This is a genomic window from Kamptonema formosum PCC 10802 (assembly GCF_000332335.1).
Lineage (GTDB): Bacteria > Cyanobacteriota > Cyanobacteriia > Cyanobacteriales > Oscillatoriaceae > Oscillatoria.
The window spans coordinates 4727964-4746517 of the sequence record NZ_KB235948.1 but is presented as its reverse complement, the minus strand read 5'-3'; the positions used below and the strand labels follow the sequence as shown (position 1 = coordinate 4746517).

Here is an 18554-nt window from a genome sequence, read left to right as displayed (position 1 = left end):
ATGCCTGTGGCACGCTCGCCCCAGGTTGGCTCACCAAATCGTCCACAATCCGAATGAAGCGCTTGTGGCGTCGCTGATCTCCTAGTTGAGCGTATTGTAGCTCACTACTGGCCCATTCAAGCATAACTTAATTGCTCCCGCTTCTAGCCCCAGGATGCTTAAAACTATAGCCCATCAATGTTCCAGGATTTTTTAAGAAATATGTACTTTATGTTAAGAAAAATGTGGGTAATGGATAGGACCTGGGAGAGGGGGGTTAGGGGGGTGAGGGTGACAGTCTTTGCAAAAACGGGATACTCCCCCCCTATCCCTCTAGACAGTTTAGTCTTTGGGATTACTTTTTGTCGGACTTGGGATAATGTCCCAATCGTTAACTGGGTTGTGAAGACCATAAGTCATCAGTCCATCTATATTATAGTCAATCAGCGTCTATTATTGTCTGCTCTGTGAAGGAAGTTTTATAATACGGCTGCAGGTAAGTGCCGGTCGTGCCGGCAGTCCAAGTTAAGCGACCCGCACCCCTCAGGTGACACCGGCTCAAATCCCTCTAGCAGTTTTATCCGGCTGCGGAATATTGTGTGTCAGCAAGGGCGGTGCCTTCGGCGGAAATGCTGATGCTGGCTGCAGGTCTTCCAAAACGGACTGTCTCCTGTCAGTGAATAACCGCAACACAGCCGAAACTAGCGGTCACAGGCGGTCTCTCCCTCTCCCTCACTAGCTCCGACTTTTCTTTTGGGCCGGCACCCCCACGCCCGCTCCCTCCTAGCCAGACAGCCTTTTCCCTTTATTTTTCACTCTCCTCCCCCGCCTATCTCACTCCTGTGAGGTTGGGATTTTTTTATCGCTATACTATTGAGTCTTGCCTGAGCAAAAACATTCCCGCTGATTAGGGGCATAAAAAAAATATAAGCCTTGATCCCGGAAAATTTATTGAAAGTGCCACCGGCTAGTGCGTCCAGTAGCCGCCCAGCTATAGCGCTATTGTAAATGATGGGGGAATTCTGTTTTTCCCTTTGTTGGCTTAACCGGAACGGCGGTGGGAAAAAAAGGATAGCGAGTTTTGCCGGCCCGCAATTCGGTTAAATGTTTCTCTATGGTTTAGGGAGTCGGAGACTGCAGGACAGTCGGGCCGGCACTATTGCTGCTCTTGACCCACCGGTATTCATCCCCAGGGGGAAGCAGCTCTCCCGCCGCGATCGTGTGAGGTCGGGAGATGGGGAGAGGGCAACAATGGATTGCACAGCCAATGTCACGAAAGAAGGCGGATCGCCGCTGGATGGGGGAATGCCTCTGATTTGTGGTCAGCCCCCGCCCTGCCACCCCTCACAGACAGCCAGTGGGCAGAAAAGAAAGCGGCAGCTTCGGTTAGTTTTAAATTCAACTATAAAGTTGAAACTCAAACAACAGCAACCCCCTAGAGCCACAGCGCCCACCGGCTTGCCCGTACCGGCTTTCCGCCAACAGCCCACCGCTTCCCCTGTGAGTAAATACCAGTGGCTCTCCAATACAGCCAGACCCTTCCTTGGCGCTTGGCGCAGGTCTGTAGCGCGCGCAAGAAACGCTTGCCGGTTGAGCCGACTCGTGTCTTGCAGCTTGCAGACTCATCGGGAGCTCGTTCCTCAAGCAGTCAAACTCCTACCTGAGGGTGCGTGCGCCAAAAAGATTGCCAGAAGGGTTAATCCCCTTTTTCCAGCCGAAAGGTGAAACAGCCATTGGAGAGCGCGTTTGGGCAGCCGTATGGGCCTTTCTTTCCAGCGTGGCTTAAACCCCCATCGCTCCCATCCGCCGGCAATATCCCTTCCCAAGAGAGCCCGGACAGACGCCGGCGGAGGATTTGCCGTCTGTGAGGCGGCCAGAGGCCGGACTCGATGGCCTGTGCCTTTACAGAACTTAACAAAGCGGGGTCGAATTTTTGTGTAAACTAACAGATACGTGAAGTGATAACCCAATGTACCTGACGCAAAAAAACCAGATAAAAGGATTAAGAACCCGGGAAGAAAAATCTCTCAGGGCACTTTGCCGGTTGTGGAAGAATATTTACAGCGTCCGGTTCTACGAGGGGAAACATAATTTTTTTAAGACACCCGCTTTACATATCTATAGCAGCAACATTCAGAGTGGCAAGCACAGAGAGAATTGCAAGGTGCTGTATTCAGGCACCAGCCTGCAGCCGGTCAAGGGGGCAGAAATATTGTTCAGGGGTTTTATAACTTTAAGAGAGCGAGTTAAAGCCGAAAAAATTCCATTCATTAAGCTAAACATATTGAATTTACTGTCTCTAAAAGGCAAGCTCGATGTCATAAGTTTTCTAAGCGAAATAGAAGTGTATCTCCTGGGCAAAGCTTGCGGACTGAGTGGGTGCCGATTTGGAAATCATACCGAAATAACGCGGAGAAATGCTGGCATTCCCCGCAGCGGGCGGATAGAATTCGCCCCCCCCTGGGCGAACACAAGGTCGGCCCTCAGGGGGCGGGAGCAAGGCAGCACCGTCTGCGGACTCGCTTGCCTCGATATTTACATACCGGCGCTGCCCGTTTTCAAAAAGCAGTACGAACCTGACGGGAAGGATGGAAAGTATCTGAAATCAATTAAGGGCTGGTATAAGAAAGAAAAAGTGAGGCTTCACAGCGTCCTGGAAAAGCAAAAGTTATGCCTGTTAAGCTGGCGTAAATTATTAGGGTATAATTTAGATATATATTGCTCCTTAATCTGGAGAAAATGTGCGTTTTCGACCTGGAAAAACAGCAACTATGCCGTTGGTATTCGAGAGTTCATTAATCCAAAATCTAGATTAATAATTAACTCCCACACTTTCAAACAAATAAGCGAAATTAGGGTTGTCTGCTATTGGGAACAGAAGCAGAAAATCAGGGAGGAAACACAGCAGTCGGAAGCTCGCACAAATCCAGATAGCCTCCCTCCGAGAGAAGGTAAAGGCTTCAGGCGCAAGCGTTGCGGCTCGTCGAGCGCGAGGGCGAGCGTGCGGGTATTGTAGGGGCGAAGCAAAAGGGAGAAAAATATGGGAATTTCAGCCATATATTTAGAGTCGATTTTAGTCCGGCATTGTCAAGCAATGGGCGAAAAAAGGATGCTTCTCAGGAAGCTGGGATACAGATTGCAGTATGCGGATTCGGAAGAGTCTGAGACTTTTCAAACCAGTTTCAGCGACCCGAAGCTATCCCAGGGGAGAGCGGAGGCTGATTTGAGTTATTTATTGGGAGCAATGCTTTATATTTTTGGAGTCAGCTTCCCCTCTCGCAAAGAGCAATTTATAGGAAAAGAACTGACCAAAAAATACGGGTTTCCTCTCAGAGAGATTAAAATCAGCAGCCTGGGAATTGGTCTGAGCTTGTGCGGAACCAAACCGTGGCCGCTCGTCAGCGCGGCTGTGAGGGGAGAGGCCAATATTCTATGCGGAATCGACCGCCGGCTCGATAGGGAGCGTGTAGGGGCGCGTTTATCAACTTCTTCCCTGGAAAGTCAGAATATATGTAAACCGGCCCCTACTGGGGCGTTGAAGAACCCCTTCAGAGAGAATCTCTTGAGAATTCCCGCCCGGATTAAAAATTAGGGCGGCTGCGCAAGTGCCGCCTGGAAAGTTGCCGGACCGGCGGGGCGGACTGGGGACGGGGTTCGAGATCCCGGTTCTGGGGGCAGGAAGGAGAATCTCAAAGCAGCCGCAGCGCCCCAACGCCCTCACATGAAAACTCGCAGTGACTTCTGACCCAGAAACCTCTTGTCCCAACGCCCCTCTCCCCCCTGCTGTCAAATGTCCTGCTTTAAACTGGTAGCCTTGAACCTGAGATTAGGTAGATTACCCCTTAACGCCGGCTCTGGAGAGCGGCACTCCAAGAAAAGGCTTTGTGGGAGCCGCGTGGCGACTGTAGCGCCTCTGAAAATGCTACCACTGAGTAATAGCGCCGGAATTTCACATAATAGGGTAAAATCCGCTTGGTTAGTTGCTGTGTGCCATCGGGCTGCCAAGAGGGTCGCGGCGGGCCGTGGCAATTCTCGAACAGCAAGCAGACCGGTGCTCAACAGATGCCGGCGGACGCAAACAGTTTTAAGGAGAGCTTTTTAGCGGCATGCAGGGAAATTTAAATGAAATCGATATCCGCAGCATCCTGGAACTCATTGAGTTGGGGCAGCGAACCGGCGAACTGTTCGTAGAAGCCTATAGTCAACCCTTAACACCGCTATGTGCTGTGCGAGATCACTATAGAAATCGCGATACCAGGCCCCAGGGGCAGTCGTGGTTTGTCTTCTTCTTCAACGGTCAAATTATATATGCCGCGTCTGATAGCGACAGCAATTTGTCTCGCCTGCGAGACTATCTGCGCCGCTACAAGGCTGAGACAGCCCTAGACAGCATAAAGGTATCGGCGATTGCCTCCACCAACGCACCAGAGTACGGCTACCTGTGGGCGCTGCTAGAAAACCGCGTCCTGACCCCAGCCCAAGGGCGGAACATCATCCAGAGTATGGTGCACGAAACCCTGTTTGACCTGCTCAGCCTCCACCAAGGTTCGTTCATCTTTGAGATGGGACCGGCGCTAGCACCGCAACTGACCACCTTGGAGATTGGATCTCTGGTAACGAAGATCATGAAGCGCGTCCAGGAGTGGAAGCAGTTTCACCCGCACATTCAGTCGCCCAATCAGTGTCCAGTCATTTCCGATCCGGAAAAGCTGCGAGAAGCCCTGCCAGAAAACATCTTCAAGACCCTGACTCGCTGGGCGGATGGCCAAACCACCATACTGGGGCTGGCGCGCTATCTGAACCGAGATGTGTTGACGGTGGCGCGAGCCATTTACCCTTATGTGCAGCAGGGGCTAGTGCAGCTGTCCTATCCCGCCAATGAAGCGGGCACCGCCTGTAAATGGGACTTGGGGCTGGGCCAGCCGGCAAAAGTGCCCCGCATCGTCTGTATTGATGACGAAGTGGCCGTTCGCAAGTCGGTGGAGTATATTCTCAGCCAGCACGGTTACGAAGCCACCGCGATCAGCAATCCCCTGAAGGCCCTCAGTCTGGTTTTTCAGCTCAAACCTGACTTGATCCTGTGCGACATTACCATGCCCGAACTCGACGGCTACGAACTCTGTGCCATGCTCCGCAGGTCCACAGCCTTTCGCCAGACTCCGATCGTCATGCTCACCGGCAAAGACGGCTTTATTGACCGAGTTAAAGCGCGGATGGTCGGGTCTACGGACTACCTCACCAAGCCGTTTGGCGAAAGTGAGTTATTGATGCTGGTGGAAAAATATGTCGGGAGGGGATATCCCGAACACCCTCAACCAGAAAGATTGCTAGAAAAAGACATACAAACAGAATTAGACTTAGATATGCCAGATGCCTCCCCCTCCCGATCAGCGCCTTTGATCTGAGCGCCAGCACCGGCCCGGGGGAGCGAGCGCCAAAAGCCCCCCACACTGGGGTCGCATCAGAGGAGCCGCGTTTTCTGTGACTCCCTCCCTGGCTCAGATCAGATCCGATTAATTGAGCGCAGCGGTGGGGAGACGGAGAGAGGGCGAGAAAAATTAATCACAGGCAATTCACCAGACTCGATCTAACCCGAAGGGGGCGATATAGCCCAGTACAGCCTTCCAGGGTGGGATTTCCTGATTCCCCCACCCCCCTGGCTGGCAGCTCCTGGCCCGCTGGAAGTCTTGCCGAGCTGCTCTCCCCTGAATCCCTCCCAGACTCAACCGGCTCACAGACATTTTCAAGTGTGTTGGGTTTGAGCTGTGAGCTGCCACTTTTGGCGCTGCCGGTGGCGATGGAATGTGTCCATTTCCTGCGGGCTTCGGGCTGACAGCTGCCAAATCTGGCCCGGGAGACTCTGCGGCACTCCCAGGAAAATCCACATCGGGGCAGGGATTGAGCGAGCGGGGCGGCGCTGGCCTGCTTCTCCCCGAGCGGGAGGCACCGGCCACACCCCAGTCGGGGGGCGGCGGATCAATCTTAGCAGTTCCGTGAGTTCTCGCGCTCTGCTGTGGGTGCCCCAGATCGCTCAATGCCGGCAAAAGCTTTGCTAATCTGGAGCTGTGAGTCAAAAGCCCCTCAGGAGCTGCCCCTCAGGCACTCCCGAAGGAAGATGTCCATAGATTATAATATTATATATTTTTGCGCCCATCCCCAAAACTGCCCGTAAAGACCTGTGTTTTCGCATTTGAGCATCTTTGGCATCAAAGCATTTACCCCCAATCGACAGGCGTCGCCGAGCCTTCCTGAAGCCCGTGGGGTCAGGCTTTCAAGGAGGACACCCCATGCCTGCCGGTCGAGATTTCCCATTAAGAGTTTTTGCCAGCAAGCAGGTAGTTAGCTATGAGTACAGTTCTGGTTGTGGAAGACAGCGTTACGCAACGGGAGATGATCTCAAACCTCCTGAAAGGGAGTGGATTAACCGTTGCAGTGGCCAGTGATGGCGTAGAAGCCATAGAGCGAATAAAAGATAATTGCCCGGATTTAGTCGTACTGGATATTGTCATGCCCAGGATGAATGGCTACGAAGTCTGTCGCCGGCTGAAAGCAGATCCGAAAACCCAAAACGTGCCGGTGGTGATGTGCTCTTCCAAAGGAGAAGAGTTCGACCGCTACTGGGGAATGAAGCAGGGTGCGGATGCGTATATCGCTAAACCTTTTCAACCAACCGAGCTGGTGGGAACAGTGAAACAGCTGCTGCGAGGTTAGGGATGGGGGCCGCCGGCACAGGACAGGGGAGAAGCGGTGGGGAGGGACTGGCAGGCGGGGCCCGCAAGGAAGGCAGCAAGCTGAAGGCCCCCAGACCCGAACCTGAGGCCCACGGGACGGCAGCAGCCACCAGCCACAACAGCTATCGAAAGTTTGACAGGAGAAAATGCAGGCAGCGCAAACAGGGAGGTCAGCCCAATGGTGGGGAATCCGGACTTTTTAACCGGCATAGGGCCAGATCGAGCGCCCGACGAATTCCAGGAGCTGGAAAGTCCTGAGGGGGAGTTGCACCTGAGGTTTTACGTTACTTCAGGCAACGAGTTCGCCTTACCGGCAAAGGGAATCCGGGAAGTGATTTCGCCGTCGCCAGACCGAATTACCCCGATTCCCAATGTATCTTCCTTGCTTTTGGGAACTCTAAACTTGCGGGGGCGAGTGATCTGGGTGGCGGATCTGGGTCAATTTCTGGGAGATCCGACTCCCCTAAATACCGACCGCCCCGAGCTGCCGGTGATTGCGGTGGAAGACTCTGACACTATACTAGGGTTAGCAGTTGACAGAATTGTGGGAATGGAGTGGCTGGATGTGGCTCAGTTGCAGAGGCGAACCAGCGCACCAGACAGTATGGAGCCATTTCTAGAAGGTGAGTGGGTGTGGAACGCGGAGGCCGATCGGGTTCTCCGACTGCTGGATCAGGTGAAAATTCTTCGGTCAGCGCGGTGGGCAGCATAAAGAGTTTGAAATTTTAGACGCCAGAGTGAGTCTGAAATTCCCAATCGGGGCATCGAAAATCGAAGCATATTGGGCAGAGAGGGGCAAATGCCAGCAACTACGGACTACGCACAGGATTACGAACGGGCTCAAATGGCCTACATGCAGGGGAAATACGAAGACGCGGCGGCGATTGTGGATCGTCTGGTCGAGGATTTCCCGGAAGACCCGAGTGCCCGTTTGCTGCGGGGCCACATTTACTGCTACGGCCTGCAGCAGTATGAAGTGGCCAAGCAACAGTATGAGCTGGTGCTGCGCCTGACCAAGGACCCAGATTTCATTGATTTTGCCAACAATGGCCTGGCAGACGCCGTTCAGTTTGAAAGCGCAGCGGCGGAAGCTAGCGCTCAGGCGGATTATGAACCAGACATGCCGGCTGAACAGGAAATGGCCGGCGATTACTCAACGCCGTATGAGGAGCAGAGCCTGCCGTGGCCAAATCTGGAAGAGTTCGCTCAAGAAGGGGATTTGGATCTCGGCTCGCTGGCTTTTGACAGCGCCGAAAGTTTCGCCGCCCCAGCGGCTGCCTCCGAGGGGCAAGTCAGTCCCAAGGCCAGACAGAGAGGGGCACAGCAGCCAAACAGGGCAACGGCCAGCCTGGAGGCGGCGGACCATATTCCAGATCCTTTTGCCTTGGATGAAAACTTCCTGGCTGAAGATGGGGGGGAAAACTGGAATGACCAGCAGGTGCTCGCGGACCTGCCTGACTTTTTAAGCGTGGAGGAAATGCCCGAGCTAGACCCCCGGGTAGGGGCAATCTCCGGGGATTACGTCTCCCCCTTCAGCACGACGGCGGATTTCGATTCAGAGGACCTGTCAGCGCCGCTCGATGAGTTTCCGGGGGCGGGAGCCCCTTCCCTGTCGCAGGCAAGCCAGCGTGGGGACAGAACTAGCGGCCTCCCCCCCAAGGCTCCCAAGTATCAAGATGGCAGCGAGGAACCTACGGAGCCGCTAGGCGAGAAGTCCCCAGCGTCCGGCACCAGCCAAAAAAGAGGGGACAGGTTCAGCCCGGGCTATCCGGCTGCTGAAGACGCCACCCTGCTGATGGGGTCGCAAGCTCTAGAGGCCGCTGAGGCCCAGTTCCTGCAAGCCGACTACAGCCCGAACCCCCCGGCATCAAACGGGGCCCGCACGGCCAAACCCAATTCCCGCTCGGGGCGGCCCCACACATCAAACCCTGAGCAGAACGGATTTCACTCCAGCGGCAGTTTCGACCCCGATGCGTCCCTGGAGCCATTTGGCTCGCCGCCGATCTCAGGATTGCAAAAAAACTCGCTTTCCGCAGCAGCGCCCCAAAAGCCGGCAGGCGGTCAAGCCATTGACTTTTTGGATGAATTTGAGGATTTTGACGACTTAGGCGAAATTCCAGATTTTGACCTCTCGGAAGATTCTACAGGGGCAACCCGCCCTTCTGCGGGCTTTGGGTTTAGCTCGGATATTGGCAGTTCCTCTTCTAGCAAAGATTCCGGCTTCAGCGACATGACCGATGGCTCGCTGATTCGGGATGACGAAATATTTAGCATTGCCGGCAGCTCCGAGCAGGTGCCGAGCTTCGCGCAGGCCGACAGCGGCGCGCTCGAGCCCACCGTCACCCAAGAGCAGGGCTGGCTAGCCTTCTATGAAAACGCCCCCCTGGCCACGAAACAGGTGTGGACGGCTCTGATTACTGGGGCAGTTTCCGCGATAGCAGCGGCGGCGGTGAGCTACACGGCGGCTATCTATCCAATCCCGCAGCTGAAAAATGCCGCTATGGCAGCCGGCGCGGGACTGGCCGCCGGTCTGACGGTGTTGGGTATGGGGCAGCTGACGACCAAGCAGATCAAGCGAGCCACCCAAGACCTGCAAGCCCAGTTTGATGCCGTAGTCCAGGGCAATCTCAGCACTCGGGCGGCAGTGTACTCGGAAGATGAATTTGGCCAGCTGGCGGCCAAATTCAACCAGATGGCCCGCGTCATCTTCACCACGACTCACGAGGCGCAGCGGAAGGCGGAAGAGCAAGAACAGGCCAAGGAAGACCTGCAGCGCCAGGTGATCCGGCTTCTCGATGACGTTGAAGGCGCGGCAAGAGGCGACCTGACGGTGCAAGCGGAAGTCACCGCTGACGTCCTCGGGGCTGTGGCGGACTCCTTTAACCTCACCATTCAAAACCTCCGGGAAATCGTGCTCCAGGTGAAACAGGCGGCGCGACAGGTGAACAGAGGCTCGTCTGACAGCGAAATGTTCGCTCGCGGCCTGTCTTCGGACGCCCTGCGGCAGGCCGAAGAACTCGCCGCCACCCTCAATTCTGTCCAGGTGATGACGGACGCCATTCAGCGGGTGGCGGAAAACGCCAGAGAGGCGGAAGAAGTGGCCCGCTCCGTGTCCGCCACTGCGATCAAGGGCGGAGAAGCAGTGGAGCAAACGGTGGCCGGCATTCTGGGGATTCGCGAAACAGTAGCAGAAACCACCCGAAAAGTCAAGCGTCTGGCGGAATCTTCCCAAGAAATTTCCAAGATTGTGGCCCTGATTTCGACGATTGCCTCCCGCACCAACCTGCTGGCACTCAACGCCAGTATCGAAGCAGCTCGCGCCGGTGAAGCGGGCCGGGGCTTTGCGATCGTCGCCGATGAAGTCCGCCAGCTGGCAGATCGCTCGGCTAAAGCCCTTAAGGAAATTGAGCAAATCGTGATGCAAATCCAGAGCGAAACCGGCTCGGTGATGCTGGCGATGGAAGAAGGAACGCAGCAGGTGATTGAAGGCACTAAGCTGGCCGAACAAGCGAAGCGGTCCCTGGAAGACATCATTCAAGTGGCGAAACGCATTGACGTTCTGGTGCGCTCGATTACGGCTGACACGGTAGAACAAACCGAAACCTCCCGCGCTGTGGCCCAAGTGATGTCCGCCGTCGAGCTGACCGCACAGGAAACCAGTCAGGAAGCGCAGCGGGTGTCCGGCGCGCTGCAAAATCTGGTGGGAGTGGCGCGAGATTTGCTAACTTCGGTGGAGCGATTCCGCGTTGACGCAGCAGAGAGGTAATGCAGCAGGGGGTGAACTTCAGATGGCCTTCACTTTTAGCAGCGGATAGCCGGACTTGGGGATTTTTCCCACCCAGTCAGTCTCAAAATTACAGGGAGAGGTGGTTGGCTCGGCGAGCGCGCCTTAGGGAGGAGCGAGCCAGTGCGGCTTCTTTGCTCCACTCTTGTATACGCCTTACGGCATCAGAAGTAAATGTATCTTAACACAGAAAAAATATCTATATGTTACCAGAACAGCATCAAAGAATTTTGGGGTACTTTATTGAAGAGTCAAAGGAACATTTGGGTACGATTGAGCGCGGGTTGCTGAATTTGCCAAACACCCTAACAGACTCGGAACAGGTGAATGAAATATTCCGCGCGGCCCACTCGATAAAAGGTGGGGCGGCAATGCTCGGACTGGGGAGCATTCAGAAAACAGCTCACCGGCTGGAAGACTGTTTTAAAGTGTTCAAAGAAGGGCCGGTTAAAGTAGACCAAAAACTAGAAACTCTTTTTTTGCGGGTGTTTGACACCCTTCAGGAACAGCTCGAACAGCTGTCAGGACCGGCGGGCCTGCCTGAGGAAGTGGCGAGCAATATTATTGCCGCCGCAGAGCCGGTGTTTGAAGAGCTCAGCACCCACCTCAACTCGCTGGCGAGCCAGTCCGCACCGGCACGGGCACCAGCACCGGCACCGGCACGGGCACCAGCACCGGCGAAGGCACGGGCGAAGGCACCGGCAAAGGCAGCAGGGAAAGCACCGGCTAAGGGGCGCAAACCGGCGGCCAAATCCTCCCCAGAAAAGCAAAGCGCTCGAAAAGCAACAGGAGCGGCATCCAAATCAAAAAACCCCGACCCGTCAACCGCCTCTCAGGAAAAAAGTGCGCTGCAGCTGATTTTTCAAAGCGACGTGCCGGCGAGGCTGCGGGAGATGCTGCAGCTGTTCAAGCAGCCTGAACAACCTCTCAGCCGGCAGGAACTCCAAGAAATCTGTCGCAGCTTGCTGACAGCAGGGCATGCGTTCGACCTGCAAGCTTGGTGCGGGCTGCTGCAGACAGCAACAGCTGCGATTGGCAATCCCGACATCGCCTATCGCGCCCTCGCCCCCACCGTAATCAAGGACATCAAACAGGCCCAAGAATTGGTTTTAGCGGGCCGGTGGGCAGAAATAAGGGCTTCTGACGCCCTAAAATCTCAAGCCCGCCGCTCGGATTCAGCCGGCAAAAACAGTCCCCCCCCGCCGCCAAAGGAAAAAACTGTACCGCCCCGTGCCAGCGCCCTACCGCGAGCCGAGCCAAAAACCGCTCACAGCGCCGGTGAAAAGCCTATGGCCGCCACAGCACCCCCAGCAGGGACGCCAGCCAAAGACAGCGCCCCAGACGTGAGGGAAAAGCCCCTATCCACTCGGTCTGGCGACCCCCCTGCGCCCAGAAAAGTGGCCCACACCGGACCGGAAGTGGGGATGGCAGAACTGAACAGTTTAGCGGACCTGTTTGAAGGCGAAACGCCCGATCTGGACACAACTTGGGAAGCGGAGGAAGTCATTGACTCCTACTCTATGGAGCCAGGCGGTGCGGATTTAATTCCAGATGTCCCAGCCGGCACCGCGCTGGCAGAAACAGCAGACACAGATTTTTCCGACCTCCTATTTGATGAAAAGACCTCAGGAACGACAGCAGATTTCGCACCGGAGATCGACGATATCAACAGTTTGTTTGGTGACGCCTTGCTGGATGAGGAGAGTTCAGAAGAACCGCAAAGACCCGCAGCAAGAGAAGCCGGCGAGCTTTGGGGGGCTGAACCGGGAGACACTTTCGAGCAGTTCGAGACAGCGGACAGTTTCGATCTTGTCTTGGCGCAGCAGTCAAAAACCAGCAAAGGTTCGTTAGCTGATGCCGGCAATCTCGACGAACTCTTTGACGGGCTCGAAGAGAGCGGCTTTTTGGGAGAAGACCTTCCCGTTTTGCCTGAGCTATCTCCTGTCAGCCAAGACGATCTCGCAGATATATTTGAAGACACGCCCGAACTGGCAACTCAGTTTGAAGACAAATTTGAAAACAAAAAGGGGACCGGAGAGACATCTGCGGAGAGCCCCGGACAACCGGCAGCGCTCCCTCGCGAATGGGAGGAGCTGTGGCAAACCTCGGAAGAAACTCCCGATTTGCTGGCCGAGATTGAAGCGCCCGAATTGGACGGGGCCATTTCAGATTGGCTCGGGGAAATGGAGACGTCCAGTAATAGAAACTCACAAGACTTGTCTGATTTGGAGTTCAGCAGTTTGTTTGAGGGCGAAGCAGTCGCGGACGGGGTGGCGTTTCCATTCCGCGCCCAGGACTCACCTGAGACAAGTATTTCTCAGATCCGCACCCATGAACTGACCGCAGCCGCAGCGGAGGAAGAGGATGCCAGTCTGGATTTCGAGGATTTGTTCGACCTGGAAGCGCCCGCCAGCGAGAGCTTGACAGAAAACATATTTCGTGATATGGGAGGGAGTGCGCCGAGCAAAGTGCGCGGACAGCAGGAGGAGGGCGAGGATTTTTCCGACTCTCTGGAGCTGCTGTTTGAAACCAGCCTCGAAGAAGAGCCGGAAGCCCCAGGGACACCGGTCACTGAGAGCTTGGACTTTGACGAAACGGACCTGTTTGGCCCAGAAACTGCCGCCGGCACGGGCTATGAGCTGGGTGACGACTGGCCCTCAGACGGGCTGCTAGCCACTGCGGCAGAGGAAACGCTGGATTTATCTGAAAACTTAGAAGCCTTTTTCGCCACAGAACTGGACGCCGACAGGGGAAGCCAAGAAATCTCGGACAGCTGGTCTTACGAGGAGGACTCGACGCTGGAGCTGGAATTCCCCGATTTTGCTTCCGATGGCAGTTCAGCGGAGGCAGAAGCTGGACTGGAAGTGTCTGGTGGGGCAGCGGATGAGAGTGCGGACGATTTAGCGTTTTTCAACAGCTTTTTGGAGGCGGCAGAACAGGAGATTGAAGAAAGCTCAGAGCAGTCCGCAATCTTAAACCTCACATCACAAGAGGATTTGCCGCTGCTGGTGCCAGATGGGTTTGCCGATTTAGAAGCCCTGTTGGAAGAAGAGCCGACAGCCTTGAACTCCGGCCCATTTATCGAGGCGGATTCAGATGTCTTCTCTGAGCTCGAAGACCTGATCGGTGAGACGCCGCCACAGGGATTGCCGGTGGCGCAGCGAGCGCCCGCCAAGGCAGCTGCGCCCATTGCCCCACAGCCTCTGGGAGAAGAAGACGGTTTTTCCGATCTGGTAGACATGCTCCCTTCGGACATGCAGACAGGCGCGGGAAAAAGGCCGGGACCGGGATCGCAGGTGAAGCGCCAGCTGATCGATCAAAGTATGCGGGTGCCTATCAAACAGCTGGATAACCTCAGCAACTTGGTGGGGGAATTGGTGGTGAACCGCAACAGCTTGGAGCAAAACCAAGAACGGCTGCGGCAGTTCCTGGACAACTTGCTGCACCAAGTGCAGCAGCTGTCTGACGTGGGCCAGCGGATGCAGGACCTGTACGAGCGCTCGCTGCTGGAAATCTCCCTGCTGGCGAGCCGGCAGAGCTACAGCGCCATGAGCGGGGGGCGGTCCCGCGACTCTCACTCGACCGGCGCGAGCTTTGACGCTCTGGAAATGGACCGGTTTACCGGCTTTCACACGCAGTCGCAGGAGATTATTGAGCTGATCGTGCGAGTGCGGGAGTCGGCTTCGGACATTGAGTTCCTGGTGGATGAAACCGAGCAGGTGACGCGCCAGCTGCGGCAGATCACAACCCAGCTGCAAGAAGGGCTAACCCGCTCCCGAATGGTGCCTTTTGCCCAGACGGCAGACCGGCTGCCCCGCTCGGTGCGCGATGTGGCCATTAAAGAGGGCAAGCTGGCAGAACTGGTGATAGAAGGGCGGGAGACGCTGATTGACAAGATGATCGCCGACCAGCTGTTCACGCCGCTCAATCACTTGGTTAACAATGCTATCGCTCACGGAATTGAGCCGCCAGAAGTGCGCAAGGCGGCCAATCCCAAGAAGCCGGAAACGGGCCGGCTGACGATTCGGGCTTTCCACCAAGGCAACCAGACGGTGATCTCGTTCTCGGATGACGGGGCGGGGATTAATCTGGAAAAGGTAAAGTACAAGGCGATTGAAAAGAAGCTGATTACGCAGCAGCAAGCTAAGAATCTCACCCGGCAAGAAGTGTACGAACTGCTGTTTTTGCCCGGTTTCAGCACCAAAGACCAGGTGGATGATATCGCCGGTCGCGGTGTGGGCCTGAATGTGGTGCAGGAGGATGTTCATGAAATCCGGGGAACGATTGGCATCGACTCTACCCTTGGCCAGGGCACGACATTCACGATTCGCTTGCCGCTGACGCTGAGTATTTCTAAGGCTCTGGTGTGCATTAGCGACCGGGCCCGCATTGCTTTCCCGATGGATGGGGTGGAAGATATGCTGGACGTGCCGAAAGACCGCGTTCAAATGGGGGCGGACGGGCAGCAGTGCATTCCTTGGCGGGATTCGATGCTCGGGTTCCGGCACTTGCGGGAACTGCTCGGGTACAACCGGCATCTCGGTCGGGGCAACGTGTACGGCGCTAATCCAGAGGATGACGTGATTTCGGTGGTGGTGCTGCGCAGCGCCGGCAATTACCTGGCTCTCCAGGTAGATCAGGTGTTGGGCGAGCAGGAAATTGTGATCAAGCAGCTGGAAGGGCCGGTGCCCAAGCCGGCTGGCATTGCCGGTGCGACGGTGATGGGGGATGGCCGGATCGTGGCGATTGCTGACGTGCTCGAACTGCTTGACCTGGCGGCGGGACGCCTGAACCGGGAGAAGGGTACTTGGATTGGCCCTGACTCGATTGAGCCGGTGGAGCTGGTTGAAAAGAACGAGCCGACTGTGCTGATCGTGGATGACTCGATTACGGTGCGCGAGCTGCTGTCGATGACGTTTAATAAGGCCGGCTACCGGGTGGAACAAGCGCGTGACGGTCAGGAAGCGTGGGAAAAACTCCGCTCTGGACTGCCTTGCGATATTGTGTTCTGCGACATCGAGATGCCCCGGATGGACGGTCTGGAGCTGCTGTCGCGGATGCAGAAAGACCCGATTCTCACGGATATGCCGATTGCTATGCTCACCTCTCGCGGTGCTGACCGGCACCGGCAGATGGCGATCCAGCTAGGGGCGCGGGGCTATTTCACCAAGCCCTATCTGGAAGAGGCGCTCCTTGAGGCGGCTTCCCGGATGCTCAAGGGTGAGGTGCTGGTGACGGCTAAGGCTGAGGCGCAGGGGTGAGCCCGACCCCCCCTGCCCGCACGCGGGGTGCGGAAAGGGGGGGAGGAGTTGGCCGGTGTGTCTGGGTGGGTTATTATTATACATTAAGTGAGTCAAATTGTCAAGGGTTAAGGTGAGAGAATTGGAAAATTTGTTGGAGGTGAGGTTGATTGTGGCGGATGTTCCTCCGGGGGTGCCGGTGGGACGGATTGCCGCTGCTTAAGCTAAAGCGAAGGAGGATTTTGTGATGGAGTTGCTAAAGCTGGGTTAGATTAGTGCTGGGGTTTTGGCAAAGATTTTAGGGATAAACGGCTGGCAACTGTCGGAGTTAATGTAGGAGTGCAATATTTCAATTTTTGCTCGGACAGTGATGCTGCAGGATTTGGAACAGGAAGTGCTAAAGTTTGGCAGGTGGCGAGGCCAACATCCGCAAGGCAAAAGTTCTTTAGTCCGCAGAGGCGCATCGGGTTCCTGTGACGCTAAACTGTAGAGTGTTGGCAACAATAGCGCACGATGACGTATCCTGAGAAATCCCTGACTTACCCGCAAACCCGCAAAGCTGAGCAAGTAGATGATTACCACGGCACAACCGTCAGCGATCCTTATCGCTGGCTGGAAGATCTCGACTCTGACGAAACGAAGGCTTGGGTCGAGGCCGAGAACCAGGTGACATTTACCTACCTCAACGAAATCCCCGCACGGGAAAAAATCAAGCAGCGCCTCACCAAACTGTGGGATTACGAGAAATACAGCATCCCCTACAAGAAAGGAAACCGGTACTTTTATTACAAAAATGATGGACTCCAAAACCAAAGTGTGCTATACACTTTGACTTCCCTCGACGGAGAGCCGCGAGTGCTGCTCGACCCAAATACGCTCTCAGAAGATGGCACGGTTGCCCTGTCTAGTGTGGCCATTACTGAAGATGGGAAATGGATGGCTTATGGCTTGTCCACCTCCGGTTCTGACTGGCAGGAGTGGAAAGTTCGCGATGTGGAAACCGGCACAGACCTCTCCGATCGCCTAAAGTGGATTAAATTCTCTGGCGCTTCTTGGACTCTCGACGGTGAGGGCTTTTTCTACAGCCGGTATGACGAGCCAAACGAGAAAACTAAACTGGAAGACGTTAACTATTACCAGAAACTCTTCTACCACCGGCTCGGAACGCCCCAATCGGAAGATGCCCTCATCTATCACCGGCCCGACGAAAAAGAATGGGGTTTTTCCGGCGATGTCACCGAAGACGGCAAGTACCTGATTATTACGGTTTGGCGGGGAACTGAACCCAAAAACTTGGTCTTTTATAAAGACTTGACAGACCCCAACGCCCCTGTGCTAGAATTAATTAGCGAGTTTGAGGCTAAATACAGCTGCATCGACAATGATGGCTCTTTGTTCTGGTTTCAAACTGACCTGGATGCCCCTCGCGGTCGGGTTATTGCTATTGATACCAACAACCCATCCCGGGAGAATTGGCAAGAAATCATCCCTGAGGCGGATGAAGTTCTGGAAGGTGCCGGTTTGCTCAATAACCAATTTGTGACTGACTACCTGAAAGACGCCCGCAGTCAAATTAAGATTTTTAACTTAGATGGCTCGTTTGTGCGGGAAGTGGAATTGCCGGGAATCGGTTCTGCCGGCGGATTCGGCGGGAAGCGCTACGACACGGAAACCTTCTACAGCTTCACCGGCTACACGGCACCATCCACTATCTACCGCTACGATATGGTGACGGGTGAGAGCACCCTTTACCGCCAGCCAGATGTCGATTTCAACCCAGCGGATTACGAAACCAAGCAAGTCTTTTACACCAGCAAAGACGGCACCCGAGTGCCGATGTTCATCAGCCACAAAAAGGGAATTTCGCTGGATGGAAATAACGGAACTTATCTCTACGCCTACGGCGGATTCAATATCTCCCTGACGCCGACTTTCTCGGTTGGGCAGCTGGTTTGGATGGAACTGGGCGGCGTTTTGGCGATTCCCAATCTGCGCGGCGGTGGCGAGTATGGCGAGGAGTGGCACCAAGCGGGGATGAAGCTGAAAAAGCAGAATGTTTTTGATGATTTCATCGCCGCTGCTGAGTGGCTGATTGCTAATGGCTACACCTCTCCGGCAAAACTGGGGATTGGCGGCGGAAGCAATGGGGGATTGCTGGTGGGTGCTTGCATGACTCAGCGCCCGGATTTGTTTGGGGCAGCGCTGCCGGCTGTCGGGGTTATGGATATGCTGCGCTTCCACAAGTTTACCATTGGTTGGGCGTGGTGTTCCGAATACGGTTCGCCGGAGAATCCGGAGGAGTTTCAAACTCTTTACGCCTATTCGCCGCTGCACAATGTCAAAGCCGGCACAGCTTATCCCGCGACGATGATTACTACTGCGGATCACGACGATCGGGTGGTGCCGGCGCACAGTTTCAAGTTTGCGGCGGCTTTGCAAGAAGCGCACGCGGGTGAGAAGCCGGTGCTGATCCGAATTGAAACGAAGGCGGGACACGGTGCCGGCAAGCCGACTGCTAAAATTATAGAGGAAATTGCCGACAAGTGGGCTTTTTTGGTGCGAGTTCTGGAGATGCCGGTGAGCAGTTTGTAAGTTCAGCGTAGCCCAAAGGTTTGTAAGTTCAGCGTAGCCCAAAGGTTCGTAAGTTCAGCGTAGCCCAAAGGTTCGTAAGTTCAGCGTAGCCCAAAGGTTCGTAAGTTCAGCGTAGCCCAAAGGTTCGTAAGTTCAGCGTAGCCCAAAGGTTCGTAAGTTCAGCGTAGCCCAAAGGTTCGTAAGTTCAGCGTAGCCCAAAGGTTCGTAAGTTCAGCGTAGCCCAAAGAA

General features: G+C 55.2%; 9 protein-coding genes. 7 read left to right on the top strand and 2 right to left on the bottom strand.

Going from position 1 to position 18554, the window contains the following annotated elements; genetic code table 11:
• The coding region (locus OSC10802_RS56605) for an IS4/Tn5 family transposase DNA-binding protein (protein WP_198525284.1) at window positions 1-124 on the bottom strand (124 nt) is incomplete at its 3' end.
• A 2067-nt stretch (window positions 125-2191) separates the two neighbouring features.
• On the opposite strand from OSC10802_RS56605, the gene OSC10802_RS0120640 reads away from it, so the two are divergent.
• Complete coding sequence (locus tag OSC10802_RS0120640) at window positions 2192-2995, top strand: hypothetical protein (protein ID WP_155968140.1); 804 nt, start codon at window positions 2192-2194, stop codon at window positions 2993-2995.
• Window positions 2996-4085: 1090 nt separating this feature from the next.
• A complete protein-coding gene (locus OSC10802_RS0120630) occupies window positions 4086-5384 on the top strand; it encodes a response regulator (RefSeq protein ID WP_017718669.1) in 1299 nt (432 codons plus the stop codon).
• 168 nt (window positions 5385-5552) lie between these two features.
• Here the strand turns inward: OSC10802_RS0120630 and OSC10802_RS50480 are convergent, their stop codons facing one another.
• Entirely contained in the window at window positions 5553-6053 is a 501-nt protein-coding gene (locus OSC10802_RS50480; protein WP_155968138.1) for a hypothetical protein, read from the bottom strand.
• Window positions 6054-6324: 271 nt separating this feature from the next.
• Here OSC10802_RS50480 and OSC10802_RS0120615 point away from each other — a divergent pair, with 271 nt between their 5' ends.
• The 5 genes from OSC10802_RS0120615 (at window position 6325) to OSC10802_RS0120590 (ending at window position 18326) form a co-directional block, all read left to right on the top strand.
• Window positions 6325-6690 carry a response regulator transcription factor gene (locus OSC10802_RS0120615; RefSeq protein ID WP_017718666.1) on the top strand — a complete coding sequence of 122 codons (366 nt, stop codon included), beginning with the start codon at window positions 6325-6327 and terminating at the stop codon, window positions 6688-6690.
• A gap of 198 nt (window positions 6691-6888) precedes the next feature.
• Complete coding sequence (locus OSC10802_RS0120610; RefSeq protein WP_017718665.1) at window positions 6889-7422, top strand: chemotaxis protein CheW; 534 nt, start codon at window positions 6889-6891, stop codon at window positions 7420-7422.
• Between the two features lie 87 nt (window positions 7423-7509).
• Window positions 7510-10476, top strand: a complete 2967-nt coding sequence (locus tag OSC10802_RS0120605) for a methyl-accepting chemotaxis protein (RefSeq protein WP_017718664.1) — start codon at window positions 7510-7512, stop codon at window positions 10474-10476.
• A 221-nt stretch (window positions 10477-10697) separates the two neighbouring features.
• Window positions 10698-15755, top strand: coding sequence for a response regulator (locus OSC10802_RS0120600; protein ID WP_017718663.1), 5058 nt, complete (start codon window positions 10698-10700; stop codon window positions 15753-15755).
• A gap of 492 nt (window positions 15756-16247) precedes the next feature.
• A complete protein-coding gene (locus tag OSC10802_RS0120590; RefSeq protein ID WP_017718661.1) occupies window positions 16248-18326 on the top strand; it encodes a prolyl oligopeptidase family serine peptidase in 2079 nt (692 codons plus the stop codon).
• Window positions 18327-18554 lie beyond the last annotated feature (228 nt).